The organism is Mucilaginibacter sp. UYCu711 (genome assembly GCF_050433825.1).
Taxonomy (GTDB): Bacteria; Bacteroidota; Bacteroidia; order Sphingobacteriales; family Sphingobacteriaceae; genus Mucilaginibacter.
In genome coordinates this window covers 280,747-293,346 of record NZ_JBNPWM010000007.1, presented here as the reverse complement: position 1 = coordinate 293,346, position 12,600 = coordinate 280,747, and the positions used below count along the sequence as shown (strand labels likewise).

The following is a 12,600-nucleotide window of genomic DNA, read 5'->3' as shown; positions in this document are numbered from 1 at the left end:
TCGGTTAGCAAAATTGAAAAAGTCATCATCTTAGGATGAGAAACATAAATACAGGTTCACTGCGACAGTGTTACCGATAAAGTTCTTTTAGGAAATAGAAAATCATGTAGTAAAGCGGGCCGGACTGAAGTAGGCAGCTTGATAGTAGAGAGGATGTGGTTAGTAATAGCTGATGACTCAAAACTCGGAGCTCAACACGAAGATACGGTTTGCAGGAACAAGAGGAATAGGTTAGGGTATTGTATAAAGATATATAATACAGATTAACAGATTCTATTTTAATAATAGGGTCAGAGCAATCAAACATAACATTTTACAATGGAGAGTTTGATCCTGGCTCAGGATGAACGCTAGCGGCAGGCCTAATACATGCAAGTCGGACGGGATTGGAGAGCTTGCTTTCCATGAGAGTGGCGCACGGGTGCGTAACACGTATGTAACCTACCTTCGTCAGGGGGATAGCCTCTCGAAAGAGAGATTAAGACCGCATAACATTATTGAATAGCATTATTTAATAATCAAATATTTATAGGACGAAGATGGGCATGCGGAACATTAGCTAGTTGGTAAGGTAACGGCTTACCAAGGCTACGATGTTTAGGGGATCTGAGAGGATGGCCCCCCACACTGGTACTGAGACACGGACCAGACTCCTACGGGAGGCAGCAGTAAGGAATATTGGTCAATGGACGGAAGTCTGAACCAGCCATGCCGCGTGCAGGAAGACGGCCCTACGGGTTGTAAACTGCTTTTGCAGGGGAATAAACCTCATTACGTGTAATGAGCTGAATGTACTCTGAGAATAAGGATCGGCTAACTCCGTGCCAGCAGCCGCGGTAATACGGAGGATCCAAGCGTTATCCGGATTTATTGGGTTTAAAGGGTGCGTAGGTGGCCTGTTAAGTCAGGGGTGAAAGACGGTAGCTTAACTATCGCAGTGCCCTTGATACTGATGGGCTTGAATAAACTAGAGGTAGGCGGAATGTGACAAGTAGCGGTGAAATGCATAGATATGTCACAGAACACCAATTGCGAAGGCAGCTTACTATGGTTTTATTGACACTGAGGCACGAAAGCGTGGGGATCAAACAGGATTAGATACCCTGGTAGTCCACGCCCTAAACGATGAATACTCGATGTTGGCGATATACGGTCAGCGTCTAAGCGAAAGCGTTAAGTATTCCACCTGGGGAGTACGCCCGCAAGGGTGAAACTCAAAGGAATTGACGGGGGCCCGCACAAGCGGAGGAGCATGTGGTTTAATTCGATGATACGCGAGGAACCTTACCCGGGCTTGAAAGTTAGTGAATAAAGCAGAGACGCTTTAGTCCTTCGGGACACGAAACTAGGTGCTGCATGGCTGTCGTCAGCTCGTGCCGTGAGGTGTTGGGTTAAGTCCCGCAACGAGCGCAACCCCTATGTTTAGTTGCCAGCACGTTAAGGTGGGGACTCTAAACAGACTGCCTATGCAAATAGAGAGGAAGGAGGGGACGACGTCAAGTCATCATGGCCCTTACGTCCGGGGCTACACACGTGCTACAATGGTCAGTACAGAGGGCAGCTACCTGGCAACAGGATGCCAATCTCACAAAGCTGATCACAGTTCGGATCGGGGTCTGCAACTCGACCCCGTGAAGTTGGATTCGCTAGTAATCGCATATCAGCAATGATGCGGTGAATACGTTCCCGGGCCTTGTACACACCGCCCGTCAAGCCATGGAAGCTGGAAGTGCCTGAAGTGCGTAACCGTAAGGAGCGTCCTAGGGTAAAGTCGGTAACTGGGGCTAAGTCGTAACAAGGTAGCCGTACCGGAAGGTGTGGCTGGAATACCTCCTTTCTGGAGCAATACCTTACCTCCTTTTAAAGTAGTGCAAAACTGTTTTCTACATGATTATTTTCTAAAATAGATGTTAGTGATTAGAGATTGGTGATTAGAGATTAGTTGAATAGCGATATTCACGATCAATAATTCATTAATTCAATAACTCATTAATTATATCTATTAAACGTAAACCCAAAGATGAAGCCATCAGTGGTTGTAACCGAAAGGGAGCAGGGACACGGTTGGCAGTAGCAGTCGGAAGTCGGAGTCGTAAAGACTCAGCACTCAAGACTCAGAACTGCGAACTAAATCAAATAGTCCTGTAGCTCAGCTTGGTTAGAGCACTACACTGATAATGTAGGGGTCAGCAGTTCAAATCTGCTCGGGACTACAATAAAGGCAATGACTGAAGGAAAGAATTATTGAATTATTGAATTGTTAACCATTCACTAATTCAGTCACTCACTAATTCATACATGAATCTTTCGGGGGATTAGCTCAGCTGGCTAGAGCACCTGCCTTGCACGCAGGGGGTCAACGGTTCGAATCCGTTATTCTCCACCATACCCACCATAACCCTACCAAGGGATGGATATTGATAAAGGAACTGTTTTAGGACAGTCCGGGGTAAACGTTCTTTGACATATTGGAAGAAGTAAAATAAAGAGAAGACAACAGTATAGAGGACTGTTGAGGCTCTGAAAGAGATATTTACGAAAATAGAGAGGATAGGCTTCGGTCTTGATACTTGATACTAAGTACTTTGATCTGACGGACGCAACAAGAATCAAAAAGCATACATACCGAGCAAAAGGCGGTATAGTAGAAGAAAGTAAGAAAGGGTACACGGGGGATGCCTTGGCTCTCAGAGGCGATGAAAGACGTGATAAGCTGCGATAAGCTACGGGGATCAGCAAATATGAATTGATCCGTAGATTTCTGAATGGGGAAACCTAACTATTTGAAGAATAGTTGCATAAATGCGCGAACCTGCTGAACTGAAACATCTAAGTAAGCAGAGGAAGAGAAAATAATAATGATTTCCTGAGTAGTGGCGAGCGAAAGGGAAAGAGCCCAAACCGGCTATGTTACGGCATAACCGGGGTTGTAGGACCACAACATGAATATCAAAATGAATTAGAACAGGGTGGGAAACCTGGCCATAGAGCATGAGAGCTGCGTATAAGTAAGTAATGATAGGATAGTGGTATCCTGAGTACCGCGAGGTCGGAGACGCCTTGTGGGAATCTGCCAGCACCATCTGGTAAGGCTAAATACTCCTGAGAGACCGATAGTGAACCAGTACCGTGAGGGAAAGGTGAAAAGAACCCCGAACAGGGGAGTGAAATAGAACCTGAAACCGTGTACTTACAAGCGGTCGGAGCGGACTTGTTCCGTGACGGCGTGCCTTTTGCATAATGAGCCTACGAGTTACTCCTCTCTGGCAAGGTTAAGTGTTTAAGACACGGATCCGAAGCGAAAGCGAGTCTGAATAGGGCGTATAGTCAGAGGGGGTAGACGCGAAACCTTGTGATCTACCCATGGACAGGTTGAAGGTGCCGTAACAGGTACTGGAGGACCGAACCGATAAACGTTGAAAAGTTTCCGGATGATCTGTGGGTAGGGGTGAAAGGCTAATCAAACTGGGAAATAGCTCGTACTCCCCGAAATGTTTTTAGGAACAGCCTGGCGGTTGAGTTAATAAGAGGTAGAGCTACTAATTGGGTGCGGGGGAGTCAAATCCTACCAAATCCAGATAAACTCCGAATGCTTATTAATATACGCTGGAGTGAGGCTATGGGTGCTAAGGTCCATGGCCGAGAGGGAAAGAACCCAGACCATCAGCTAAGGTCCCCAAATTACTGCTAAGTTGAACTAACGAGGTCCGATTGCACAGACAGCTAGGATGTTGGCTTGGAAGCAGCCATTCATTTAAAGAGTGCGTAACAGCTCACTAGTCGAGCGATCGGGCATGGATAATAAACGGGCATTAAGCAGTATACCGAAGCTATGGATTTGCAGTAATGCATCTGGTAGGGGAGCATTCTATTACCGGTGAAGCAGGAGGATAACCGACTGTGGAGGGAATAGAAAAGCAAATGTAGGCATAAGTAACGATAAGGCGGGAGAGAAACCCGCCCACCGAAAGACTAAGGTTTCCTGATCAACGCTAATCGGATCAGGGTTAGTCGGGGCCTAAGGTGAAGCCGAAGGGCGTAGCCGATGGATAACTGGTTAATATTCCAGTACGTTTTATAACTGCGATGCAGTGACGGAGTAGTGAAACTGACGCGAACTGACGGAATAGTTCGTTAAAGGCCGTAGGTATAGGTTTGGTAGTTAAGTACGCCAGATTTGCTGAAAGCTGATAGTACCTTGAGCCTTCGGGTAAGAGGATAGTTCAGGTAATCAGACTTCCAAGAAAACCTGCTAAGCTTCAGGTTATAAAACCCCGTACCGTAAACCGACACAGGTAGTCGAGGAGAGAATCCTAAGGTGCTCGAGTGAATCATGGCTAAGGAACTCGGCAAAATGGCCCTGTAACTTCGGGAGAAGGGGCGCTGGCAGCAATGTCAGCCGCAGTGAAAAGGCCCAGGCGACTGTTTAACAAAAACACATGGCTATGCAAAATCGAAAGATGACGTATATGGCCTGACACCTGCCCGGTGCCGGAAGGTTAAGAGGGGATGTTAGGGTTAAACCGAAGCATTGAATCGAAGCCCCGGTAAACGGCGGCCGTAACTATAACGGTCCTAAGGTAGCGAAATTCCTTGTCGGGTAAGTTCCGACCTGCACGAATGGTGTAACGATCTGGGCGCTGTCTCAGCCATGAGCTCGGTGAAATTGTGGTATCGGTGAAGACGCCGGTTACCCGCAACGGGACGGAAAGACCCCATGCACCTTCACTACAACTTAACATTGATATCGGATACAGGATGTGTAGGATAGGTGGGAGACTGTGATCCGGCTTCGCTAGGAGTCGGTTAGTCAACGTTGAAATACCACCCTTTCTGTATTTGGTGTCTAACCCTTCATTGAGGGGGACATTGTTTGGCGGGTAGTTTGACTGGGGTGGTCGCCTCCAAAAAGGTAACGGAGGCTTTCAAAGGTAAGCTCAGTACGCTTGGTAACCGTACGCGGAGTGCAATAGCATAAGCTTGCTTGACTGTGAGGCAGACAAGCCGAGCAGGGTCGAAAGACGGATATAGTGATCCGGTGGTTCTGCATGGAAGGGCCATCGCTCAAAGGATAAAAGGTACGCTGGGGATAACAGGCTGATCTCCCCCAAGAGCTCATATCGACGGGGAGGTTTGGCACCTCGATGTCGGCTCGTCACATCCTGGGGCTGGAGAAGGTCCCAAGGGTTGAGCTGTTCGCTCATTAAAGTGGCACGCGAGCTGGGTTCAGAACGTCGCGAGACAGTTCGGTCCCTATCTGTTGTGGGCGTTGGAAGTTTGAGTGGGGCTGACCTTAGTACGAGAGGACCGGGTTGGACTAACCTCTGGTGAATCTGTTATGGCGCCAGCTGTATTGCAGAGTAGCTACGTTGGGAATAGATAAGCGCTGAAAGCATCTAAGTGCGAAACTAGCCACAAGATGAGACTTCCATTGAGGGTCGTAGCAGACTACTACGTTGATAGGTTACAGATATAAAGGTGGTGACATCATAGTCGAGTAATACTAATCGCCCGAAGCTTTCTCATAGCAGGTAATTAGAGTGAGTGGTGAAATAAGTTGAATAGTGAGTAGTTGCAAAACTGCTATCCAAATCAACCACTCACTCAACAACTAAGTATTGTTGTTTTCTCTTAAACTTACTTCTTTCAATAATATGTCATTGTTTGGCTTAACGCTAAAAGACCAAAGCGTAAAGCTGAAAGTCTGAAGCAAAGCAAAACATATACTGAATTTATGAGGAATAGCTTTAAGCTTTATGCTTTTCGCTTTCACCTCAAAGATCTTCAGGTGCCTATATCGGCGGTGTCTACCTCTTCCCATTCCGAACAGAGAAGTCAAGCCCGCCAGAGCCGATGGTACTGCGGTAAAACGTGGGAGAGTAGGTCGGTGCCCAATTTTATAAAAGCCTTCATTCGAAAGAGTGAAGGCTTTTTTGCGTGTAAATAGGTTTGTAAGCAGCTCTCCATTCACACCGGCTAATCCCGCTATGGTGGTAGTAAAAACAGGCATTTTCCGGGTATCAGCTTTAATGCGGTAGTAAAAACGGGCTCTTTCCGGCATCAGGCCTTATGCCGGTGCAACGTTTTTTAGTTAATTAGCCGATATTCATATAGTTAATATTTGTCATCTTCGCTTTAGGCCACTTTTTTTAATTTATAGTAACGCCGACTTTTTTTAATGCTGCCGCAGGTTTTGGGGCTGCACAGGTGCGGCTATGTCAGAAAGGATAATTATATTGCTTTATATTTATCTTAACCCTTATGGCCAGTAAAAAAATCGCCGTTGTCGTATGTTTTATCATAGCATTGGTTAAAACCAGCTTCGCCCAGACCCCCGAGTTTCTGAACAACCTGCAGCAATATGGTGCAGCCATTCAACAGGAAAAAGTTTACCTGCATTTAGATAAGCCCCATTACCTTACGGGTGATGATATCTGGCTGAAAGGCTACGTTACTATCGGGGTGCAAAACCAGCTGTCGGCATTAAGCAAAATATTGTATGTCGATTTAATTGACCCGGCTAATAAAGTGGTAAGCAACATCAAACTGCTGATACTGAACGGTACCGCTATAGGCGACATCCATCTGGCCGACACCCTGCAGCAGGGCACTTATCACCTGCGGGCCTATACCAACTGGATGCGCAACCTGCCCGAAGAAACTTTTTTTAACAAGGCATTTACTATAGGCCGGGTGCAGTTAGACCCGGCAATAATAAAAAGCACGTTCGGTTACAACGATGTTTCGAAACTATTAAAGGCCAGCGTTAAAGTAATTGCCGGCAATGGGTTGCAGCTTGGTAAAATACCTGTGCAGTACGAGCTGGCATTTGCTGATAAAACCGCGGCCTCCGGCTCGGCAGTTACCGATGTCAATGGCGATATTTCCATCCAGTTTAGTAACAGCAAAAACCAGGACCTGAAAACTGCTGTACTGAATTTAAAAATGGTTGTAAATGGCTCGCCTTTTCAAAAATATTTGGCTATCAATGTAAAACCCCTGGAAAACCGCATCAGCTTTATGCCTGAGGGCGGTGATATGGTGGCGGGATCGCAAAGCAGAGTAGCTTTTAAAATACTGCAGCCTGATGGTTTAGCCGGTGCCGGGAATGGCTATATAACCGATGATAGTGGCGAAAAACTGGTCGAATTTATATCGGGATATGCGGGCATGGGAAGCTTTTATATGACCCCACAGGCCGGCAAAACCTATAAAGCGGTGATAACTTATGCCAACGGACAAAAACAAACTACCGCTTTACCCGAAGCGTTAAAGGAAGGCTTTGTATTAACGCTGCTTCCGCACCTGCCTTTTAATGTATTGCTGGCGCTGAAGGTTAGTGCTGGGCTGGTAAAAAATCAAAAAGTAACCATACTGGTGCAAAGGCAGGGCACGGTGATCTACGCGGGGCAAAAAACCATCAGCAGTGCCGAGTCGTTAACTAAAGTGCCGCTTGATAATTTCCCTCCGGGGATAATACAGGTAACGTTGTTTAACGAAAACATGCAACCCATGTGCGAACGCCTGTTCTTTAACCTGAACCCGCATGCAACTTTGCCACTTACAGCAGGTTTGGATAACCAAAATTATAAAAGCCGCCAGCTGGTAAGCGTAAACCTTAATGCTGGTGAAGCAACTGATACCATGCGCAACGGCACATTTTCGGCCTCGGTAGTTAACCTGGCCGGCTTACCGCAACTTAAAGACAACGAAACCGGCATTTTGCCCGGCTTGCTGCTTACCCCCGAATTAAAAGGCTATGTGGAGCGGCCCGACCATTATTTTGAGGCGTTTGATAATGCCCGGATGGCCGAACTGGATAATCTTATATTATGCCAGGGCTGGCGCCGTATTGTTTGGAATGATGTTAAACAGGGCAACATCCCCGCCATTAATTATCAGCCCGAGAAAGCTTTTACTATAAGCGGTACAGTAACGTTGCGTAACGGTTCGCCGGCCGCAAATGTTCCCGTATCGTTGTTGGCTACCAAAACATTTGTAAATATAGATACGGTAACCAACGCCAAAGGACGTTTTGTATTTGATAATTTATTGCTTGGCCCGATTAATCGTTTTTCGGTACATGCCAGGGATGACAAACATACTATGGTAGTTAAAATAGATCCGCCTACTGAATTAAACGGCGCCACTCCTTTCAATAGTATACAGTATCCCGACGATGCAAAGTATCAATCTTATTTAAAAACTGCTTATGCGCGCTTACCGGACTCGGTAAAAAAGCGAATGGATAGCTACCATATGTTAAAACAGGTAACTATCAAGGCAACTCAATCAAAAAGCAAGTTAGTTCCGTCCTTTTCTTCAAATCGTAATGGCCCCGGCAATGCCGACGAGATTTTCCTGGCCGACGAGATGAAATATGCAACAACTTTAAAACAATTTTTGCAGGGCCGTGCTATGGGTATAAAATTTATAGATGATACTCCTTTTTCTACCCGTACTGATAATTTTACAGGAGGCGACAATGGGCCCAAAGCTATGACGATAATACTTGATGGTATGGAAATGAATTCAGACGGAGACGAGCCTTTAAACTGGATACCTGTTGAAGATGTGGCAAGTATTGAGATACTGCGTACCGCTGCCTCCAGTGCGCTGTATAGCAGAAACAATGGGGTTATCATCATCACCACCAAAACAGGCAAAGGAGCGCTAACTTATCCTTCCAAATCGTCGACTGCTTACGCGCCGGTGGTTATTACCGGCTACCAGGCCATCAGAGAGTTTTACACACCAAACTATACGGTAGCCTCAAACTCATCGCCCGATCATCGTATTACCGTATTCTGGAAGCCGGACATTGTTACCGACAAAGCAGGAAATGCCACGTTTAAATTTTACACCACAGATGATAAAGGTACTTATCAACTTACTATAGAAGGCATTACCGCTGATGGCCGACCGGCACACTTGGTTAAGAATTTTGTGGTGGAATAAGCCGCATCACTCCACCTTATAAGTATACACCTGTCTGCCTAATTCGCCGGCGGTGTTGATGCCTTCTACTACTACGCGGTAGGTGCCGGGGCCGTCGCCGTTATAAAAGTCGAGCGTGGTTTTGCCGTTGATATCGGTTTGCAGGTAGGGGTTCCAGTAAATGGTGGTGCGCAGGTCGGGTTGTTTATAGGTGTCGGCAGGCGCGTCGTACCGGGGCGAATAGAACTTGCGCGCCTTGTTAAAGCCTTTAGGCATAATGTTGGCTATGCTGGGGTAATAACGTTTGCGTGCCGTATAGGGTTTGGTGACGAGTAATACGTAGCCCACAAAACCTTCGCGCTGGTCTTTTAAAGCGTTAATAAGGGCCATGTTTGTGCGTACCACCTCTATCTTGGCCACATCCTCCACCAGGATGCCGCCTTCCAATAGCTCGTCGACCTCGCTGGTGTTCCTGATCTTCCGCCCGTCGACAATCAGGCCTATTTCGCGGCCGGCAAATTTGTCGGTAGCATCGCTGGTAGCCAATATTTCGACAGGCGGGCGCATGCTTATCATCCTTCTAAAGCCTTGTTCATCGATTTCAATACTTATACCTGGCAAACGGGCCTGTAGCACCATAGTAAGAGTATTGTAGTTCTGCGGGTCGGGGATGGTGATTACTTTATCTGCCGATTGTTCAGGCACTGTAAAGATCTGCTGGTCGGTTATATTGTCTTTAAGCTTAGGTTTCTTCTTTGCCAGGATATCAACCTGTTTAAGGGTATGCAGCTGGTTAAGCTTAACTATTTGCCCTTGCTGCTCTATTTGCTGCTGGTGGGTTTTTAGCTGCTCGGTAGTGGCGGTAGCGGTGGCGTTTTTGGCGTCGGTTTTATCGTCAAAATTTATTTCGGGGGCCGCGTCTATTTCTATCCGCACTTTGTTACTGTTGTTGGCGTCGCGGGCCTGTATGGTAAACTTAATGCTGTCGGCAATAAACATGCGGTCGAACTTAAATTTGCCCTCAGCGTCGGTAACCGTATCTTTTAACAAGCCTGCTCTTATTGACAGCAGTTTTACGGTGGCATTGGCCGAGGGTTTATGATCAAGCCCCGTAACCTTGCCCGAAATAGCCGAACCCAAGCCTTCGGGCTCAAAAGCAGGTTTGGTATTTATAGTTGTGTTTATGGTAGTCCATTCAAATCGGCGGTAGCCCTGGGTAAGCATCAGGTTATCCAGCGCGGTGTCTACGGTATCTGTTTGGGTAGTAAAATAGTAGTTTGGCCTTTCAATATATCCTTTAATGTCCGAGGTTAGCAGGATGTTAGAAAATATGGTACTCTCGGCGCTTTCCTCTACCGGGATCTCGCTGGCATCAATTACCGCTACCGAGAAATTACCTGATGTTGGCTGACCCTCGCCATCATTCGCGCCCAGATCAAGCTGTACATGTTCTTTACTTTTATAAACGGCCTTTTCGGTTTTAACAGCCAGCCGCATCTTGTCATCGGCTTTAATAAATATGATACGCTCGGCAAGCGGCTCGCTATCGGCACTAAAAAGGGTAAACTGGGCTATGCCGCCCGGGAACGATTTCCTGTCCAACCAAAGCGATGTTATGGCGCTGTTTAGGGTCACCGGCGAGGCAAAAATGGTTTCGCCGCTGCTTTGGGCAATCAATATAACCTTTGATTGCTGTAATGTTGCCGAAGCCTGGATACGCACCAGCACGCTATCTTTAACTGGCTGGTAAACACTAAGCACATAGCCTGTATCCAACATCTTTGGCAGGGTAATGCTTTTGGTGCTGCCATCAGCAAAGCTAAGATTGGCCTTATAGGTTTTACCAGATTGCGGCTTCAATAAAAAAGTACCCATACCCGCATGCAGCGTGGTGAGCCAGGTTAGCTCGTTGTTATCGCTATCCGTTATTTTACCGTTAATGGCGGTACCCAGGCCGTTAGTACCTATGGCCTTAAAAGCCACCCTGGAAGTTAGGCCATTAACTAAATTGCCACCTTCGGGAAAAAACTGAACATCGGTTTGCTGCAGGATAGGTTTGGTGTCCTTCTTCTGCTCTGCCTTGGCAGGGTCGCCTACGTTAAATGATTTGTTAAAGAAATAATCGGGGCCGGCGTTTTGCATCCATCGGGTATAGGCACGGATATGATAGTTGCCTTCGGGCAGGTCATCATTTAAAATAAAATTTCCGGCTACCATGCCGGCGCCCACAGGCAACTTTAACCCCCTGATCAGCTGGTTGTGGTCGTCTAACAGGTCGGCATACACCGCGCCGCTCAGGGCAGACAGCTCATGCTTGCTGCCGATTGTAAGGTACCCCTTGAACCAAATAGTGTCACCGGGCGCATAGTGCGGCTTATCCATATGCAGGTATACTTTTTCCTGCGGGATGCTGTCCGTCCATTTTTGCAGGGCGATGGTTATGTTGTCTACCGCGTTATCCCGCTTAATAACAGGCGCAAAAGGTGGTTGGTATTCAACCGGCAATTGGTCGCCTACGCGGGCTATGCCCCAATAACCGGTAATATAGAAATCGCGATAATCTGTATAGCTGCCTTTTTGGTCGATAATAGCTTCTCTGGTTGATAACTTTACGACCGATCCTTTTTTATCTATAACGATAGTCTTTTTTTTATCGGATTTAGTTAGATAATAGGAAGTTGCTTTTTTAGGGTCATATACAACGTAAAATTGTTTAAACTTTAAGGTAGCAAGACTGGTGTCGATAGCCGTAATCAGCGTATCAAATTTAACTGGTTGGTCTTTTATAACTATTAAGTCAGGATCAGCGATATCAGGGTTATATCTGAATGTGCCGTTTCCATACATCTGGCGGGTTATAAAACCATTCTCTAAAGCTGTATTGGTATATGCCGACCGTAAAAAGTGCATAAATGAACCCTGGTAGGTCTCCGCACGGTTTTTGGCCCATTTCTTTTTGTCTTCGTCTGACCCGGGTAACTCCTCAAAGCTAAAATCGCCGTGGTACAGGGCAGTGCCATTTTTAGTGCTATAGCCAAAATCTTTAAGCAGGTAATGGATCCGGTAGCCCAGGCGCTTATTTTCTATGATCAAAAAATCATCAGCCTCGGCCAAAAGCAGGCCTCTTTTGGTGCTGAAAGTTAGAATGTCGGGGTTAAGGATTTCACATTGCCTGCCATTGGCTGATGTGCCCAAAAACGCTTCTTTAAATAATCTTAAATTTATGTTTACCGCCCTCCGGTTACCTATTTTTACCTCATTAAGTACATTGGTTTTTACTGTCAGCTGCAGGTTAACCTTAATGGGCGCACCCTGTACCATAATATTGCGCGTTAGCGGGTTAAAACCAAGCATTTTTACTGATAGTTGAAAAGAACCCTGCGACACGCCTGTAAACTTAAAGCGGCCATCCTCGTCGGTGGGCATTACCCGGTTGCTGCCGCCTATGAAGACGGTTGCGGCTTTAACGGGTTCGCCTTTTTCGTCGGTAACAATTCCGGATACATCATTCCGCGCCTGGGCAAATACCCCGGTAGCTGCAACTGATAAAATGGCAAACAATACAAAGAGGAAAACACGTCTCATAAACAGACATTAGGTATATCAAATATAAGTTTTAATATAATTTTTTGCAATGGATAGTTAACGCAGCAGGGGGGCTCC

At 46.4% G+C, this 12,600-nt stretch carries 2 protein-coding genes, 2 tRNA genes and 3 rRNA genes; 6 read left to right on the top strand and 1 reads right to left on the bottom strand.

Annotated features, from left to right (window positions below):
- Positions 1–315 precede the first annotated feature (315 nt).
- The 6 genes from ABIB50_RS16755 (at position 316) to ABIB50_RS16730 (ending at position 8,958) form a co-directional block, all read left to right on the top strand.
- Positions 316–1,837, top strand: a 16S ribosomal RNA gene (locus ABIB50_RS16755).
- A gap of 301 nt (positions 1,838–2,138) precedes the next feature.
- A tRNA-Ile gene (locus ABIB50_RS16750) sits at positions 2,139–2,213 on the top strand.
- A 96-nt stretch (positions 2,214–2,309) separates the two neighbouring features.
- Positions 2,310–2,386, top strand: a tRNA-Ala gene (locus tag ABIB50_RS16745).
- A 262-nt stretch (positions 2,387–2,648) separates the two neighbouring features.
- Positions 2,649–5,526: ribosomal RNA gene (locus tag ABIB50_RS16740) — 23S ribosomal RNA — on the top strand.
- A 258-nt stretch (positions 5,527–5,784) separates the two neighbouring features.
- Positions 5,785–5,896: ribosomal RNA gene (gene rrf, locus ABIB50_RS16735) — 5S ribosomal RNA — on the top strand.
- Together the 16S, 23S and 5S rRNA genes with 2 tRNA genes alongside form the textbook arrangement of a ribosomal RNA operon.
- Before the next feature lie 365 nt (positions 5,897–6,261).
- Entirely contained in the window at positions 6,262–8,958 is a 2,697-nt protein-coding gene (locus ABIB50_RS16730) for a TonB-dependent receptor plug domain-containing protein (protein ID WP_429381435.1), read from the top strand.
- 6 nt (positions 8,959–8,964) lie between these two features.
- Here the strand turns inward: ABIB50_RS16730 and ABIB50_RS16725 are convergent, their stop codons facing one another.
- Complete coding sequence (locus ABIB50_RS16725; RefSeq protein ID WP_429381433.1) at positions 8,965–12,522, bottom strand: carboxypeptidase regulatory-like domain-containing protein; 3,558 nt, start codon at positions 12,520–12,522, stop codon at positions 8,965–8,967.
- Between the last annotated feature and the right edge of the window lie 78 nt (positions 12,523–12,600).